The sequence below is a fragment of the Roseivirga sp. UBA838 genome, assembly GCF_002296035.1.
Lineage (GTDB): Bacteria > Bacteroidota > Bacteroidia > Cytophagales > Cyclobacteriaceae > Roseivirga > Roseivirga thermotolerans.
This window is the reverse complement of sequence record NZ_DBHC01000016.1, coordinates 14976-33364: the sequence shown is the minus strand read 5'-3', so window position 1 is coordinate 33364 and position 18389 is coordinate 14976. Positions and strand designations below refer to the sequence as shown.

Genomic DNA, 18389 nt, shown 5'->3' with positions numbered 1-18389 from the left:
TGGCACCTAGCTCAAACGAATATGACTGCTTTTAGCAACATCCTTTTCGAAAATAAAGAGGGCATTGTTTACCTAACCATTAACAGGCCCGACAAAATGAATGCGCTCAATGCCCAAACCATTGACGAAATAAAATTGGCCTTCGAAACCATTTATGACGACAACTCCATAAGAGGAGTGGTTGTTGCCGGTGCAGGAGACAAAGCCTTTGTGGCAGGAGCCGATATTTCTGAAATAGCCAGTCTTTCTGAGGTAAATGCCAGAAAATTTGCAGAAAGCGGACAAGAGGTTTTTGCTGCCATAGAAAACTGCCATAAGCCGGTTATTGCTTTGGTCAATGGTTTTGCCCTGGGTGGCGGTTGCGAATTGGCCATGGCTTGCCACATGCGTGTAGCCACAGCTACGGCTAAATTTGGACAGCCCGAAGTGAAGCTTGGCATAATTCCGGGCTATGGAGGTACTCAGCGCCTTACCCAACTGGTTGGTAAAGCGAAAGCGTTTGAACTCTGCATGACTGCCGATATGATTGGTGCCGAAGAGGCCAAAAGTCTTGGACTCGCCAACCACGTGGTAAACACCATAGAAGAAGGAAAGGCGAAGTGTGAAGAAATATTGGGCAAAATTGCCTCCAAAGCACCCATAGCCATTGGTTTGGTTATAGACTGTGTCAATGCTGTTTTCAACGAACAGGAGAATGGTTACCAGACCGAGGCCAATAGCTTTGCAGCTTGTACCAAAACCGCTGATTTCAAAGAAGGCACCACGGCATTTCTTGAAAAACGACCGGCAACTTTTAAAGGAGAGTAACTGATTCCAACACCATTTTTGCTTTTTTTACGTTGAGTGATGGTGGTGAAAATACATGACCAACACAACTCACATGTTGGGCCTTAAAAGCCCGGGCTTTCTATGAGTCAACTCAGAAAACTGGCAGGACAAACCGCCTATTATGGCATTAGCAGCATTCTCGGAAGGGTGCTCAACTTTCTGCTTTTACCTATATGGACCGCCCGTTTGGTCACCGAGGAGTATGGAAGCGTTACCTATCTTTATACATACCTGGCTCTGGGGCTGGTAATCTACACCTTTGGTATGGAAACGGCCTTTTTTCGTTTTAGCCGAAAAATTGATGCGCGCCAGGCATACCATAATGCGGCTACTGCAGTCTTACTGGTCTCCGGCTTACTTTCAGGCCTGCTGTATGTAGGGGCACCGGGCATAGCCCGCTGGCTCGATAAGGGAATTCAAACGGAGTATATTCAATACATGGCCGCTATACTTTTTATAGATGCGGTAGTGGCCATTCCGTTTGCCAAGCTACGGTTGGAAGAACGACCACTAAAATTTGCGCTCATCAAAACCGGGGTGATTACCATTACTATTCTGCTCAACCTTCTTTTCATAATTGTATTCCCGGATATTCTACAAGGCAAATACCTCTCATCTCTTTCAGGCTTTGTAGAGAGTTTCTATAAAACCGATTATGGAGTTGGCTACATCTTCCAGGTAAACTTAATGGCCAATCTACTCTACATACCCTTTTTGTGGTCAGAGTTCAAGTCGTTAAGGCTGAGAATCCACTGGCCAACCTTCAAACCCATGCTCAATTATGGCCTTCCCATCTTCCTAATGGGCTTGGGTGGCATCTTCAACGAACAAGGTTATAGCCTGATAATGATTGAGTTACTTGGAGAATCGGAGTTGGGTGTTTTTTCCAGTGCTGTAAAACTCAGTGTAATTATGATGTTGGGTATTCAGGCCTTCCGCTATGCTGCCGAACCCTTTTTCTTCAACCATGCCGAAAACCGTGAAGCACCCGCCCTTTTTGCTAAAATCATGCACTACTTTGTAGTGTTTAACATCTTTATGATGGTGGCCGTAGCCTTGAACATAGACCTTATTAGCGATCTTTTTTTGCGCAAGCCCGAATACAAACAAGCACTTTATGTATTGCCCGTATTGCTTTTAGCCAAACTATTATATGGTATTTATGTCAACCTCAGCGTATGGTTTAAGCTAAAGGATAAAACCATTTTCGGAACCTATTTTGCGCTTATCGGTGCGGTGGTTACCCTCGCAGGCAATGTACTCCTCATTCCGCTATTGGGTTACTACGGAAGCGCCTTTGCTTCCTTGCTTTGTTATGCCGTAATGTCTTTTCTATGCTACCAAAAAGGCAAAAGTGAGTTTGCTATCCCCTATCGTTTCAAACCACTGGCCGGCTATCTGCTTCTGGCCATGGGGGTAATTTATGGTGTGGAGTTCATTCAATTGACTAATGGGTGGCTTTCGTATGGATTAGACTTGTTTGTTACTCTAATTTTTGCGGTATTTATGTATCTCAGGGAAGGTAAATCGTTGAACTACAAAACCGTAAGCAATCCTACACGGTAGTTAGATCAAGTATTTACAACCAACAGCTAAAGAATGTCGTTGCGTGAACAGATTGTGAAGCAGATTAACAAACTCCTTTTTCTTGCACTTATCTGGATTTTGAGTGCCTTTAGCCTTAAGGCATGGCAGGTTGAAAGTACGCTTAAAAAAGAGACCAGCAAGTATGACCAGGCCAATGCAGAATACTTGCTCATTGAAGCCCAAAAATACTTTTTGCTCGAAGACTATGAGCGAGCCATTGCCTTTCTGGATAAATCCATTGACGTAGATGAAAAAAACCACGCTGCCTGGTTTAAAAAGGCCGAAATTTATTTAGCGAAAAACGACACTAAGAAAGGTGTGGAGGCCATTCAAAAAGCCATTGCCTTGTCGAGCAACAACAAGTACTACTACGTATTGGCTGCTGAACTGGAAAAAGCAAACCGAAACCCCGAAGGTGCTGCGCGCTACTACGAACTCATGGCTACTTACACCCCTGACTATCAGGTATACCTGGTGGAGCTGGCTAATGTTTTTCAGGCCGTGGGTAAAACCAGAGAAGCCATAGAACTCTTCCGCAAACAGGAAAGCCTAACGCTGGATCAAAGCATGAAGTTGGTTGAAATGCTCATGCAAAGCTCAAAAGAAAAAGAGGCCATTACACTCATGGAGCAGTTGGTCATAGACTATCCGCTCGATATGGACATCAAGTACCAGTATGCCAATGTACTGAGTAGCTCAGGCCAACAAGCCGAAGCCATACAGTTTCTGGAAAATCAAACATCCATGAATGCCGCTATGCGCCTGCTACTTTCCGATCTTTATGCTTCTCAGGGGCAATCGGACGCCAAGTTTCAACTATTAACCCGCTCGTTTAACGATCCAAATGCTTCACTTTCAGATAAAGTACTGTTACTCGGGCAACTGATACTAGAAAATAGCAGCCAACCTCCGGTTGGTCTCATAGACAGTTTACAGACCGCTCTGGAAAACCAATACCCTAATGAACCTCTGGCTATAGAAAACGGAGCCTACGTTTACACCAAACTAGCCGAACAAACCAGCGGTCCACAACGCGCCCTCTTCAGAACAAAGTCCATAGAAAAATATCAGCGACTCAAAGATTTAAAGCCGGGCGATTTTAAAGTGTGGGATAAAGTATTAACCCACGCCTACGAAAACGAAAACTGGAAGCAACTCAATATTGATGCTGAAGAAGCGCTAAGCCTATTCCCTAATCAGGCCATTTTTTACATTTATCTGGCCAGCGCTAAAATAGAGCTGAACGAATTGGATGAAGCCAGCGACTTACTTGGTCAGGCCACCCGAATGACTCGTGCAAACACTTTGCTTAAAAGTCAGATACTGGCCAAACAAGCCCAAATAGCTTTCCTCAACGGACAAACCGAAACTGCCGACAGCCTATTGAAAGAAGCCGTGAGCCTGGAGGAAGTTCACCCCGATGCGTTGAAGCAAAACGGAGAAATACTCCTCAGCCGGGTGGAAAAAAATGCAGCCCCTGTATCCGAAAAAAATGCAGAGCTCAAAAAAGTGAAAGAGTCGGCCGAAAAGTTATACGCCAACGGACAGTATAATCAAGCCCTTATTACACTCTTACATTATATTCATACATTTGAAGATTTGAACGATGGCGCTACTCTTGAACTGTTTGGAGATACCTACTTTCAGATCAAGTTAAACGCGTTGGCAGTCAAGTACTGGAAAATGGCAAAAGAACTCGGTGGGGGTTCAGAAAAATTAGATCAGAAAATTGCAAGCGGACAAATCAATTAAAAAGGCATTATATCTGGGCATGCTAGCCATGCTAGTGCTTTTTAGCAGTTGTAACAAACGATTCTTAGGGTTTAAGTTTTCACCCAGAGAGGTGCTTACTATAGAAGAAATTGACTACGAATATATTTCTACCCGCTCCAAAATCAGGTACAAAAATCAGGAAGATAAAACCAAAGCTACCGCCAACATACGCATTAAGAGAGACAGCCTTATTTGGTTCACACTGAGCAATGGAGTGGGTATTGAGGGGGCTAGAGGGCAAATTACCCGCGACTCTGTGATTATTCTGGACAGAATAAACCGAAACATATATGCCTATAGTTTTGAGCAACTAAGCGAACAGTTTCAGTTTGAGTTTAGCTACTCTCTTTTTCAGGCCATAATTATTGGTGATTTACCCGTACCACTTTCCAAAAACGATGACATTGTAGAAAAAAACAACAATTTCTATGTCACTCAGCGCGTAAGAGATTTGAGGGTTAGCAATATGGTAAGTTCAAAAAACAGAAGACTGGAGAATGTGTTTGCCACCACACTTAGAAATGACAACACACTGGAACTCAAATATGGCGACTTCAAACCCTTAGAAGACAAGCCTTTTGCTTACAAAGCCCTTATGATTCTCACCTACTATCAGGACGGCAAAAAACAGGAGGCCGAAATTGACATTGAACACAACCGTGTGAAAATTGAAGACGAATCGCTTAGCTTTCCTTTCAATATCCCAGACCGATATGAGAAGCGCCAATAAGTCTGTTTTACTTACTCTGTTTTTTGTGCTGGCCTTGAGCTGGAGCAATACCTTATTGGCTCAAAATGAGCGTGATAAACTCGAAAAACAGAAAGCAGAGATACTGCGAAAAATTAAGGAAAACGAAAAAATACTAAATCAGACTACCGAAAAAAGAAGCACCTCTTTGGGTAGACTCAAGGCTCTAAACAATCAAATATCTTCGCGTGCCTCCCTCATTAAGGCCATCAATTCTGAGGTAGACCTACTCGATGCTGAAATTGCCGAAAATCAAAGCATTGTCAATGCTATGGAAAGGGATCTTCAGGCCTTAAAAAAAGAATACGGCCAAATGATTTACGCCACACAAAAAACCAGTTCCGGCTTTAATCAACTCACGTTTTTGTTCTCCTCCAGTACATTCAACCAGCTTTTCATGCGCATGCGCTACATAAGGCAATATGGAGATGCGCGTAAAAAACAGGTTCGGCAAATTGAGATTGTTCAGCAAAACCTCAATGAGCAAATAGCTGAGGTGGCTCGACAAAAAGAACAAAAACAAGCCCTCTTGAATGATGAGTTGAGCGAAAATCAAAAACTACAAGGCTTGCAGTTGGAGCAAAAGAAGCTTATCGCCCAACTGGAGCAGCAAGAGAACCGCATTAAAAAAGAACTTGAGAAACAACGGGAATCCGAACGCGAACTCACCAGCCGCATAGAAGATATAATAGAAGCCGAAAGAAGAGCCGCTGCCCTGGCCAACGTAGACATGAAAGCCCTGAGTACGGCTTTCGAACAACAGCGAGGCAAACTCCCCTGGCCGGTAGATGAAGGCTTTGTTTCTTCGAAATACGGACTACACGCCCACCCTACACTCAAAAGAGTAGAAATCAATAACAAAGGCATAGACATACAAACCTCAAGCAATGCAACCGTCAAGGCCGTTTTTCCCGGCAAAGTAATTGGCGTAATGTCTATTCCGGGTCAGGGAATCACCGTTATACTCCAGCATGGCGATTACTTTACCTCATACTCAAAACTAAAAGCTGTAACCGTCAAAAAAGATCAGCAGGTGCAGGCAGGAGATGTATTAGGGCAAGTTCTCACCAACAATGAAAATGTGTCGGAAATGAAGTTCCGCATCAATGCCACCAACGGAACAGTTAACCCCGAAACCTGGTTGCAGCGTAAAAACAATAAGCCTTAAGCCGCATATCATATTTGTGAGTGAGTTACTTAGATCGGATAGAACTCTCCCGGCCACAAGCGGTCTGTTCACAGCTATTTGCGAAGACTAAATGATAGTAGACCGTAGAAACATACATCATACGACCTAAGTAAGTAGTCTATCGTATTTTTTAGGCCATCTGTCAGCAAAAATCAGGAACTACCATTAAAGTAGTTGGTTTTCTAGGCTTAGAATCATAGTTTTTGCCTATCTTTGACGAATTGAAATTTATGTCCATGGAAACAATTTTAGCGCTAGGAATGCCGGGAGGACCCGAAATCTTTGTCATCTTATTTATCGTGCTTCTTTTGTTTGGTGCCAAAAAGATACCTGATTTGGCACGTGGCCTTGGCCGAGGCATCAGAGAATTTAAAGATGCTACCAAGGAGATTAAGAAAGAAGTAGACGAAGCAGGTAAGGAAATCGATAAGCAATAGGTTTCAATGAAGGAATATCATCGACTGGATGAGATTCAGGAAGACCTTTCGCTTGGAAAAATAACTTGTTCACAGTTGGTAGACTACTACCTGACCAACATTGAGCGAGATAAACAACTCAACGCCTTTGTAGAGGTATATGCAGAAGAAGCCAAACAACGGGCGCGCGAGTTAGATAAAAAAATTGAGCTAAAAACAGCCGGCCCGTTGGTCGGCTTAATTTTTGGCCTCAAAGACCTCATATGCTACAAAGACCATGAAGTATCGGGGGCCAGCCACATCCTTAAGGGTTTCGAATCTCAGTTCTCCGCAACTGCTGTTGAGCGATTACTCCAACAAGACGCAATACTCATTGGCAGGCAAAACTGCGATGAGTTTGGTATGGGTTCTTCCAATGAAAATTCAGCCCATGGCCCTGCCAAAAACCCTGTAGATCCCGCGCGTGTTCCAGGAGGCTCATCAGGGGGCTCAGCTGCTGCCGTAGCCGCCAACATGTGTCATGTAGCACTCGGTACCGACACCGGAGGCTCGGTAAGACAGCCCGCTGCCTTTTGTGGCATCTATGGTTTAAAACCCACTTATTCTCGTATTTCCCGCTGGGGGCTTCTGGCCTACGCCTCATCGTTCGATACCATAGGCATATTTTCCAGGTCTGTTGAAGATAATGCCCGCATACTGGAAGCCATAGCCGGTAGAGACGAAAAAGATGCTACCAGTTCATCGCGTCAGGTTGCCCAATATAGTAATGCACAACCCCACGGTACTTATCGAATTGCCTATTTCCCCGAACTGTTTGACCACAACGGACTACAGCCCGAAATACAAGAGGCTTATAAAAACTGGGTGCGTGAGTTAGAAAAAGACGGTCATTCATTAGTAGAAGAAAGTTTTCCTTTTGCCGAATATATACTACCCACTTATTACATACTTACAACGGCCGAAGCCAGCACTAATCTTGCTCGTTACGATGGAGCTCACTATGGCTTAAGAAGTGGTACCTCCAACGATTTGGAAGCCATGTATAAAAACTCGAGAACGGAGGGCTTTGGAGACGAAGTAAGGCGAAGGATCATGCTCGGCACTTTTGTGTTAAGTGCCGACTATTACGATGCTTATTTTACTCAGGCGCAGAAACTAAGACGCCTCATTAAAGAGGCCACGGAAGCAATATTGCAAAAGGTAGATTTCATAATTACTCCCACTACCCCCACCACGGCTTTTGAACACAAGAGTCACGCTAGTCCATTGGCTATGTACATGGCCGATTTGTTCACAGTGCAGGCCTCTATTTGTGGGTTGCCGGCCATTTCCGTTCCTATGGGCAATGATGCTAAAAACTTACCAATAGGGATGCAAATTATGGGAGCGGCTTTTGAGGAAGAAAAACTTTTCGCATTTTCGAAAATCCAGCAAAACAATTCGCGTTAAAGCAGTCTATGAGAAAGTTGATTAGCGTCTTTTTGTTGCTATGTTTCACAGTTACAGCCTTTGCTCAAGAAGCTTTGGCTCCTCATGAAGTATATGATTATGCGCCTGATCTTCCTTATGAAGAAATAGAAAGAAGGTACAACGAGCTAGATCTTGAAATTGACATTGCCTTTAACGATCGTGTGCATGCCTTCATCAACTACTTTACGGTTCGCGATCGGGATTACACCCGCGAAATGCTGCGCAGAAAAGAAGTCTACTTCCCCATTTTTGAGAAATACCTGGCCAAGTACAACCTGCCTCAGGAACTCAAATATTTACCCATAATTGAAGCAGGCCTCAACCCAAAAGCAGTTTCAGGTCCTCAGGCCGTAGGCCTTTGGCAATTCATGTCTCCAACCGCTCGAGAGCAGGGTTTACACATCGACTGGTACATTGATGAGCGAATGGACCCGGAAAAATCTACAGAAGCTGCCTGCAAGTATATTGCCTGGCTCTACGGTATTTTTAAAGACTGGAAGATGACCCTGGCCGCATACAACAGCGGCATTGGCAATGTTTGGAGAGCCATGAGAAGAGCAGGACACAAAGAAGACTTCTGGGAGGTTTACAACTACCTGCCTAGAGAAACACGCTCTTACGTACCCCAGTTTGCCGCCATACTGTACGCAATGGAATATGCCGATGTGCACAACATATACCCCACCGAGATACTCTACCCTATAGACTACGATGTAGTAAAAACCAATCAGTTTGTTTACCTGAAAACTTTAGCCGATGAAGGTAGAATTGACATAGAGGAGATAGAACGGTTGAATCCGGCCATTAAAAAGGGGGCCATTCCGGCCAATCTCAAAAACTTTGAGCTTAGAATACCGCGTTATCAATCGCGCTACTTCCAAACCCACAAAGAATCTATTTTAGCCAAAGCAGAGGCCGATAAAGTGGAGTTCGAAAAAATTGCCAAGAATATGCCAGGCAGTACGTTTGGCAAAGAAAAGGTAGTATATCGGGTAAAAAGTGGCGATGTTCTGGGAACAATTGCCCGCAAACACAACGTACGGCTGGAAGACCTAAAAAGCTGGAACAACATAAGAGGTTCACTCATTCGGGTGGGCCAGCGCCTCGATATTTTTATTGGCCCCGATTTCTACGATGCCTCCTCTGTTACGGCCAATCAACGCGATCAGCCCATCCCTGATTCCAAACTGCATGTAGTGCAACCGGGTGACACCCTTTGGGATATTTCTCGTATGTATAAAGGCCTGAGCATAGACCGGATTAAGGAGCTCAACAACTTAAAAGGCAACTCCATTAAGCCCGGCATGAAGCTCAGAATAGGTTAGCCAAATTAACAACTAAACTTTTAGTAGATTTATCTTGTTAATACAGGCAGAATTCATTTCCTTCAAAACAACTAATTAGAGCGCTATGAAAAGACTATACGCAATACTCGTTTTTACAGCACTGCTCACCGTGGCCTGTAACCAAAGAAAAGAAGGAGCCAATGTAGATGCTGAGGGCAATGCCACTGCCAAAAATGAGAATTTTCTTCCAGAGGCCTCTGGGGAGCCCGGTGAGATTGTTGTCGTAATGAATAAAAACAAATACGATGCAGAGCTTGGCGAGGCTATAAAGGAGGTTTTCAGAGAGCCGGTTCCAGGGCTTTCTCGTTCAGAACCCATGTTTACCATTCGGGTTATCGAACCTTTTGAATTCAACCGTATATTTAAGATTGCGCGAAACCTGGTATATGTAGTGAGCTATGAAGGCCAATCTGCGGCCGACAAGTGGCTGCAAGCCACCTTTAGTGAGAGTTCGAAAGAAACTATTTTCAATAACCCCGACCGGTTTATGCAAACTTCTGACAATCAATTTGCCAAAAATCAAAAAGTACTTCAGCTCTTTGGTAAAGACGATAAAACCCTTGCTAAAAACATTCGGGAAAACGCCCAGCTCATTCAAAACTATTTCAATATAGCGGAGAAAGAGCGTCTGGCGGACAAACTCCAAATGTCAGTAGCTTCACGAAATATTGTGAATAAGGTCATCGATCAGTTGGGAGTGAGCATTAAAATCCCTGCCAGTTACGAATTGGCCATGCTAGAAGATGATTTCATGTGGGCCCGTTATTTACCAGCCGTAGGTCCGAGTAAAAATCTGTTCGTTTATACCAAAGACTATACCTCACAAGATGAGTTTAAGCAAGAGAACATTATTGCTCTGAGAAATGAGATCGCAAAAAAGTACATCTATGGAGACCCTGAGAATCCTGAGTCTTATATGATTACGGAAACCAATTACATGAAGCCTGTTTTCCGAAACATAAACTTCAGAGATAAATACACCGTAGAAATGCGCGGTGCATGGAAAACCAACAACTTCTCCGTGGGAGGTACTTTTGTGAGCTACACCTTTGTAGACGAAGCCAAAGGTAAACTTTACTACATCGAAGGTTTCGTAATTCATCCGAATGAAAGTCACAGAGAACTCATTCGAGAAATGGAATCCCTACTCACCACCTTCAGAACAACCTAATAGAAACACAACAACCTTAGGGTTGAATTGAGGAATCTTATTAATTTTAGGAATGGCAAGGGTAACTTGCCATTTTTGTTTTTCATAAGACTACCTCCACTATGTTTGCTTACTTAAAAGGTAAACTTGCTTTTCAAGATCCCACCTATGTAATTATAGATATACAAGGTGTGGGCTATGAAGTAAAGATTTCACTAAACACTTTTTCCCGGATTAAAGACAAGGAGAACATTCAGTTGTTTACCTACTTTCATGTAAAGGAAGATGCCCAAACTCTTTTTGGATTTGCCGACCCACATGAAAAGAGCATTTTCATGCACCTTATCTCTATTTCAGGAGTAGGACCATCGACCGGCTTAATGGTATTATCTTCTCTTAGCCCCGAAGAGGTGGAACAGGCCATACTTGGAGAAGATGTACGAACCATTCAAGCGGTAAAAGGTATAGGAGCAAAAACCGCTCAGCGCATTATTTTAGAGCTTAAAGACAAAATTGGTAAAGCGGCCAATGCTGGCGACCCGATAAACATTCCATCTTCTTCTAAAGGCGCCATAAGAAATGAGGCTCTCGCAGCGTTAGTAACCTTGGGCATTGCCAAGGCGGCCGCACAAAAGAGCATTGACAAAATTTTAAAGGAGCAGACAGGAGATATTAGCCTGGAACAATTGATAAAACTAGCCCTCAAAGCGGCTTGAGGTATTTCTGAGGTCTTGATCGGCAAACAGCACAAAATATTATTTCTCTTATTTTTTGGCCTGATGGTACAAGGCCTTCTCGCGCCTAAATCAGTTTATGCTCAGCGTCAGGATAGCACCCGTGCGGTACAAGACACTACCAGGTACACCCCTTCCCCCTACCCACTTTTTAGACCAAGATACCCTTTTGGAGACCCGCTATACAGACGTCCGCTCAACTCGCCTTTGCTCTTTAATAATGCAGGGTTTTATAACAGGCAATATCAGGTAGACACGAGTAAAAACATTATCGTATCCGAAAAACTCGACAATCAGTTTATTCGCCCCCCAGCCTATGTACCTTTCAATCAGGCCCTCCGAAAGAAAATAGAACAGGGTAATAAAGAGTTTCTAATGGAGCGCTCTAAAGCGCGCGATGGAGAAAGTGCCGTTAGTAACAGAGGGCGTCTCATCCCTCCCATTGCCCTAAACCCCTTCTTCGACCGGCTCTTTGGTGGCGACCAGATTCTCATTAATACCAACGGAACCGTTCAGCTCGATTTTGGCGGCAGGTTTCAGCGTGTAGACAACCCCGCCATCCCTATCAGGCAGCAACGCAACGGAACCTTTGAGTTCAACCAAAATATTCAGATGTCGCTCGATGGCACCATTGGCACCAAACTGCGAATGAATGCCAATTTTGACAACAACAACTCATTCGACTTCGAAAACGAGCTTAAGGTAGATTTCTCAGGGCTGGAATCGGACATCGTTAAAAGCATGGAAATTGGTAACGTAAGTCTGCCCATTGACAATAGCCTGATTGCCGGGGCTCAAAACCTGTTTGGGTTCAAAACGCAGCTTCAGTTTGGAAGACTCTATGTAACCGCTCTTGCCGCTTCGCAAAGAGGAACCTCCGAGTCTATTGAGATAGAAGGAGGTGTACAGCGCAATGAATTTCAAATTCGCGCCAGTGACTACGATGAAAACAGACACTTCTTTCTGGGGCATTTTTTCAGAAACAACTTTCAGAATTGGCTCAGAAGCATCCCAACAGTCATCTCAGGGCTACAAATAAGCCGATTAGAAGTTTATGTTCTCAACCGAACGAACAACACGCAAACCCTTAGAAACTTTGCCGCTTTTATGGACCTGGGTGAAGGCGATGTGATATTTCAGCAAGGAAATAGTTTTGTGGGCAACGGGAATAGCGGCAGCCCTACCAGCAACGCAGCCAACAACCTGTTTGAGAACCTGTTGGCAAATCCCAATCTCAGAAGGCCCGATCAGATTAGTTCCATACTGGAAGGGCAGCATGGACTAGAAAAAGGACAGGACTTTGAGAGAGTAACCGGTGCCCGGAAGTTAGATCCTTCTGAGTATTACTTTAACCGAGAACTAGGCTTTATTTCACTCACCCGACAATTACAGAATGACGAAGTGTTGGCTGTATCATTCGAATACAACTATCAAGGTAGACGCTACAAAGTGGGAGAACTTACTGAAGACTATCAGGGAAGATCGGAAGATGACGTCATTTTCCTCAAACTCTTGCGCCCCAGCAAAATTAATACGAGGGTACCTACCTGGGACCTTATGATGAAGAACATTTACAACCTGAATGCTGCAGGAGTAGATCGCCAGTCCTTCCAGTTAAGAGTAATTTACCGCGATGATAATACTGGAATAGACAACCCAAGTTTACATGAGGGACAGCGCACTAAAGATATTCCACTAATTGAGATTATGGGACTGGACCGGCTGAACCAAAATGGCGACCCACAAAAAGACGGAAATTTCGACTATGTGGAGGGAGTTACCATCAATCCGGAAAGAGGCTATATTATATTTCCTTACCTGGAACCTTTTGGTCAGCGACTGGAAAGTCAGTTTTTAGATTCAGAGCAGTTTCTCAAAGAAAAGTATGTCTTCGATACCCTATACAGAACCACCCGTGCCGATGCTCAACTGGTATCAAGACTCAATAAGTACTTTATAAAAGGTAGCCTACAGTCAGGCTCTACCAACGAAATCAACCTCAATGCCTTTCAGGTGGCTGAAGGCAGTGTAGTGGTGACTGCCGGAGGTACCCCGTTGGTAGAAGGTACCGACTACACAGTAGACTATGTGCAGGGAAAAGTCACCATCATTAATCCACTCATACTCAATTCTGGAAAAAAAATTCGTGTGTCTTACGAAAAAGCCGATCTGTTTAGCTTTCAGGCCCGCAACCTCCTAGGTACCCGATTAGACTACGTGGTAAATGACAAAACCAACGTGGGACTTACTTTGCTTCACCTCAACGAACGCCCCCAACTCACCAGAGTGAATATCGGTAACGAACCGGTAAGCAACACCATGGTGGGGCTTGACTTTAATTACAGTGCCAATTCGCGCTTCCTCACACGGATGGTTGATGCCCTACCCTTTATTGACACAAAAGCACCATCTAAAATTACCTTGCGAGGAGAGTTTGCCCAACTGTTTCCGGGCACTTCCAACGAAGTAGACGGCACCAGCACATCGTATATCGATGACTTTGAGGCAACCGTAACTCCCTTTAGTTTAAGCAATGCGCAAAGCTGGAAACTGGGCTCTACCCCAAAGACCGATGACAACAAGTTCGATCTTTCCAACCAGGCCGGTACACGTCTGGGCACTAACTATAGAAGAGCAAAAATTGCCTGGTATACTATAGACAACGTTTTTTACCGATCCTCCGGCAGAAACAGACCTCAGAATATTACTCCCGAAGACCTACAAAACCACTACGTACGATCGGTAGGCCAAACGGAAGTGATTAAAAGAGATCCTCAGCAAATCGTGGTCAATGAGCCTTCGTTCGATATTGCCTACTACCCCGCAGAAAGAGGCATGTACAACTACAACCCCAACCTACAAAGGGATGGCTCGCTACCTGAACCGGAGAAGAACTTTGGGGCCATAGTACGCGCCATTACCAACGAGGTAGACTTTGACAAAACCAACATTGAGTACATCGAATTCTGGATGATGGACCCCTTTATAAATGTGAGCAACAACACACCTCAAAACCCTCGGGGGTTAATCGATGATGGAATCAATCCGGCAAAGGCCAACACTACAGGTGGAAAGATGTTTATAAACCTGGGCAGTATCTCTGAAGACCTGATGCGCGATGAAAGACATGCTTTTGAACAAGGTCTACCAGCCGATGGGCAAATAACCAATGACAACGTGATTGTTAACGAATGGGGAAGGGTAACCAACCAGCCTTACCTTAATCCGGCTTTCGACAACAGCCAGGGAGCCAGGGCCAATCAGGATGTTGGGCTCGATGGTCTCAAGTCTAGCGAAGAGGCTGAATTTTTCAGTGACTTCTTAAGCTCAGTAAACGTGGACCCTTCCATTAGACAAGCCCTTCAGAACGACCCCTCCGGAGACAATTTTCAATATTACCTTAGCGATGAGCTTGACGCTGCCGATGTAAAAATACTGGCCCGCTATAAAAACTTTAACGGCATGGAAGGCAATAGCCCCGTTTCTACGGGCAACCTTAATTTTACCCCCTCCAACTCTAACCTACCCGACAATGAAGACCTAAACAGAGACAATACACTGGCCGATTTAGAGGAGTACTATGAATATGCTATTGACATTAAGCCCGGGCAGTTTCAGGTAGGAAAAAACAATATTGTAGATAAAGTAACCAACGAGGTAAATGGAGATCAGGTGAGTTGGTACCTCTTCCGAATTCCGGTGAGAAAGCCCGATCGTGTACAAGGCAATATTAACGGATTCAAATCCATTCGCTATATAAGAACCTACCTCACCGAATTTAGCGAACCAGTGGTTTTACGGTTTGTGAATTTCCGAATGGTGGGCAGCCAATGGAGAACCTTTCAGGAAAGTCTGTACGAAAAAGGCCTTTTCGAAATTCCTGAACCTTCCGATGCCAAGTTTACTGTAGGTGTAGTAAGTATTGAAGAAAACAGCCAACCGGCCGATGGGCGTCCGCCTTATGTACTGCCTCCCGGTATTCGAAGAGACAGAGACAACACCTCTACCATTGAAAGAAGGCGTAATGAACAGTCGCTACAACTCCAAGTGGAAAACCTTCGGGATCGCGATGCAAGAGCCGTATACAAAACGGTAACACAAGACATGATCAATTATGGTCGAATAAAGATGTTTTTACATGCCGATAGCCCAGACGACTTACAGCCTGGAGAAGTGACTGCTTTTTTACGATTGGGAACCGATTTTACAGAAAATTACTATGAGATAGAAGTCCCGCTCACCATGACACAACCGGGAGAACTATCGCCCGAACAAATTTGGCCCGAAGCTAATGAGATAGATATAGCGTTTGACAGGTTGTATGAAGTAAAAGCGGCAAGAAACAGGCAAAATGCCAACCTCAACCTGCCCTTCACCCAAACAGTAGGTAAATACAATGTTACAGTGGTGGGTCGCCCTGACATGAGTTCGGTGCAAACCCTAATGATTGGTGTAAGAAACCCAAGCTCGCCCGATGCAGAACCCAAATCGTTCTATCTGTGGGCCAATGAGCTAAGAGTTACCGACTTCGACTCAAAATCGGGTTGGGCGGCCAATGCCCGACTAGATGCTCAATTGGCCGACCTGGGCAACCTGAGCGCAAGCTTTGCTCATTCTTCCATAGGTTTTGGAGGGATATCGGACAAGGTATCGGAAAGAAATCGCGAGAAAACTACCGCCTACGATATTTCTACCAGTGTGGCCCTCCACAAGTTTTTCCCGGAAGACTGGGGACTGGAAATACCTGCCTTTTTTAGTGTTGAACATGCCCGATCGGTACCTCAATTCGACCCTCTGGATCCTGATTTACCACTGGAAGATGTTCTGGACAGTTTTGAAGAAGAACAAGAAAGAGACGACTACCTTAATAAAGTAATAGACATATCTAAAAGAAGAAGCTTCAATTTCTCCAACGTAAGAAAACGAGCTACCGGAGAAAATCGTCTTAATCTGCCCTGGGCTATCGAAAACTTCAGCTTTACTTATGCCTACAATGAAATAACTCGCAGCAACATCAACACCGCTCTTTACGATTTTAGAAACTACCGTGGTGCGGTCAACTACAACTACAAACCCAAAGCCCTCAACATTGCTCCTTTTCAAAACGTAAGCCTTTTCGACTCCAAATGGCTACAACTAATCAAAGACTTCAACTTCAACCCGATTCCTACCTCCATTTCCATTAATGGAGACGTAAACCGAAGTTTTCTAAAAACCCAACTGAGAAATGCCGACCTGGGTACAGATGGCATTGATCCTTATTATGAAAAGTCATTCACTTTCGACAGAACCTATGCCGTAAATTGGGATCTTGCGCAACGACTCACCCTAGACTATACGGCAAGAGTAAATGCTATTATTGATGAGCCTGAAGGTGATATAGACACAGAAGTGAAACGAGACTCTGTACTCACCAACTTTAAGAAGTTGGGGCGAATTAAAAACTATACTCACAACATACGCAGCACCTACACGCTGCCGTTCGATAAACTTCCGGCAACCAACTGGATTAACTCCGACCTGAGCTACACCACCAACTTCAATTGGAAAGCCGGTGCCATTGGGCAGCGAGATACGTTGGGCAACCTAGCCAACAACACCCTCGAAATTGGACTTTCGGGCAAAATAGATCTTGTAAAACTATACAATAACATTGGGGTGCTCAGAAAGATAAACTCTCCTTCGAGAAGCCGGACACGACCAACCGGCAGAAATGCTGCGGCCGATACCTCGGCTAGAAAAAGCCTGGCAGACATACCCCTAACCAAGGGTTTCCTAAGAACTTTAATGGCACTGAGAAGCATAAACTTTAGTTATTCCCAAGGCGAAGGAACCGTACTACCGGGCTACATGCCAGATGTTTACCTGTTTGGGCTAGACCGTGATTTCGAAAATCCGGGACTGGGCTTCATACTTGGTTCTCAAGACAATGACATCCGGCATGTGCTGGCTTCGAACAACCTGTATGCTCCAAGCGAGTTTCTAACGAATCCCTTCCAGCAAAACCGGGCTACTCAATTCAGCTACGAAGCTCTGGTTGAGCCCTTCCAAGACTTTAGGGTAACCCTTTCAGGCCGAAAGAGCTTCACAGAAAACTATCAGGAAATATTCCGCAACGACCCCGATACCGACAGTTTCATTAGCATTAACCCAAACCGAACAGGAACCTACGGTATCTCCTTCTTAATGATAAAAACAGCCTTTGATAAGGATAATGCCGACAACAGCTCTCCCCTCTTTCAAAACTTTGAAGCCTACAGAAGCAGTATTAAACAAAGACTCGATGGACTGAACAACAACGGAGAGTATGGAATTAACTCTCAGGAAGTGGTTATTCCTGCCTTCGTTGCAGCCTACAGTGGGCAGTCGCCCGATAAAGCCGACACAAGCCCATTTCCCAAGTGGCCCATACCCAACTGGAGTTTGCAATACAACGGCCTGTCAAAAATACCGACCATCAATGAGGTGTTTAGCACCGTTTCTATTTCTCATGCATACAGTAGCAAATACGATGTCTCCAATTTTGTCAACTCCCCCCTTTATACTTCTGGGCTCACCTTAGACAACAATCTGAGAGAAGCCGGGCTGGCCTCAGAATTGAACGAAAACGGAGACCTGGTTCCCGTATATCTTGCCCAACAGGTTGTACTCACCGAAAGAATGGCTCCATTCATTGGCATTAACCTGAGAACAAAGTCGAGTTGGGGATTCAACCTGAACTATGACAGGGAAAGAAACCTGGCCCTGAACCTGTCTAACATACAAGTAACAGAAATGACCAATAAGGCCTTTAGACTTACTGTAAACTTTGCCCGTACAGGAGTTCAAATTCCTTTCAGAATTAATGGGCGCAAAGAATCGCTCCCCAATGAGCTGCGGTTTAACCTCACAATGAACATAAGCGACCGCAAGGTGGTGCAACGTAGAATTGGAGAAGAACCGATAATAACTGATGGTATCAGGGTTTTCCGACTAAACCCAACCGTAGACTACAAGATTAGTGAGGCCCTGTTAGTCACCTTCTATTTCGACAAGAATATTAATGACCCAAGAGTGTCTACAAGCTTCCTAAACGCCCGCACTACCTTTGGTGGAAGAATTCAGTTCAGTTTGTCACAATAAAGCCTGCAATTCTCATGAAAGCATGT

Annotated in this window: 11 protein-coding genes; all 11 read left to right on the top strand. The window is 44.5% G+C overall.

The annotated features are described in order from the left end of the window. Positions 1 to 21 precede the first annotated feature (21 nt). Complete coding sequence (locus B3O12_RS05585; protein WP_286755590.1) at positions 22 to 807, top strand: enoyl-CoA hydratase/isomerase family protein; 786 nt, start codon at positions 22 to 24, stop codon at positions 805 to 807. A 102-nt stretch (positions 808 to 909) separates the two neighbouring features. Next, a complete protein-coding gene (locus B3O12_RS05580) occupies positions 910 to 2394 on the top strand; it encodes an oligosaccharide flippase family protein (protein WP_286748212.1) in 1485 nt (494 codons plus the stop codon). A gap of 33 nt (positions 2395 to 2427) precedes the next feature. Next, positions 2428 to 4167 (top strand): tetratricopeptide repeat protein, encoded by a 1740-nt coding sequence (locus B3O12_RS05575; RefSeq protein ID WP_286755589.1) that lies wholly within the window; start codon positions 2428 to 2430, stop codon positions 4165 to 4167. Further along, positions 4145 to 4918, top strand: coding sequence for a DUF4292 domain-containing protein (locus B3O12_RS05570; RefSeq protein ID WP_189629320.1), 774 nt, complete (start codon positions 4145 to 4147; stop codon positions 4916 to 4918). Before B3O12_RS05575 ends, B3O12_RS05570 begins: the two co-directional genes overlap by 23 nt. Beyond that, positions 4902 to 6104 (top strand): murein hydrolase activator EnvC family protein, encoded by a 1203-nt coding sequence (locus B3O12_RS05565; RefSeq protein WP_189629319.1) that lies wholly within the window; start codon positions 4902 to 4904, stop codon positions 6102 to 6104. The genes B3O12_RS05570 and B3O12_RS05565 overlap by 17 nt, the downstream gene beginning before the upstream one ends. A gap of 257 nt (positions 6105 to 6361) precedes the next feature. Further along, positions 6362 to 6562, top strand: a complete 201-nt coding sequence (locus B3O12_RS05560; RefSeq protein ID WP_189629318.1) for a Sec-independent protein translocase subunit TatA/TatB — start codon at positions 6362 to 6364, stop codon at positions 6560 to 6562. A gap of 6 nt (positions 6563 to 6568) precedes the next feature. Then, positions 6569 to 7990: an Asp-tRNA(Asn)/Glu-tRNA(Gln) amidotransferase subunit GatA gene (gene gatA / locus B3O12_RS05555; protein ID WP_286755588.1), complete on the top strand. Its 1422-nt coding sequence runs from the start codon at positions 6569 to 6571 to the stop codon at positions 7988 to 7990. A gap of 8 nt (positions 7991 to 7998) precedes the next feature. Continuing rightward, the gene (locus tag B3O12_RS05550; protein ID WP_189629316.1) at positions 7999 to 9336 is read left to right on the top strand and encodes a lytic transglycosylase domain-containing protein; all 1338 of its coding nucleotides are present in this window, start codon (positions 7999 to 8001) and stop codon (positions 9334 to 9336) included. An 85-nt stretch (positions 9337 to 9421) separates the two neighbouring features. Next, entirely contained in the window at positions 9422 to 10528 is a 1107-nt protein-coding gene (locus tag B3O12_RS05545; RefSeq protein ID WP_189629315.1) for a DUF4837 family protein, read from the top strand. A 101-nt stretch (positions 10529 to 10629) separates the two neighbouring features. Further along, complete coding sequence (gene ruvA, locus B3O12_RS05540) at positions 10630 to 11223, top strand: Holliday junction branch migration protein RuvA (RefSeq protein ID WP_189629314.1); 594 nt, start codon at positions 10630 to 10632, stop codon at positions 11221 to 11223. A 63-nt stretch (positions 11224 to 11286) separates the two neighbouring features. Next, complete coding sequence (gene sprA, locus B3O12_RS05535; protein ID WP_286755587.1) at positions 11287 to 18363, top strand: cell surface protein SprA; 7077 nt, start codon at positions 11287 to 11289, stop codon at positions 18361 to 18363. The last annotated feature ends 26 nt before the right edge of the window (positions 18364 to 18389 follow it).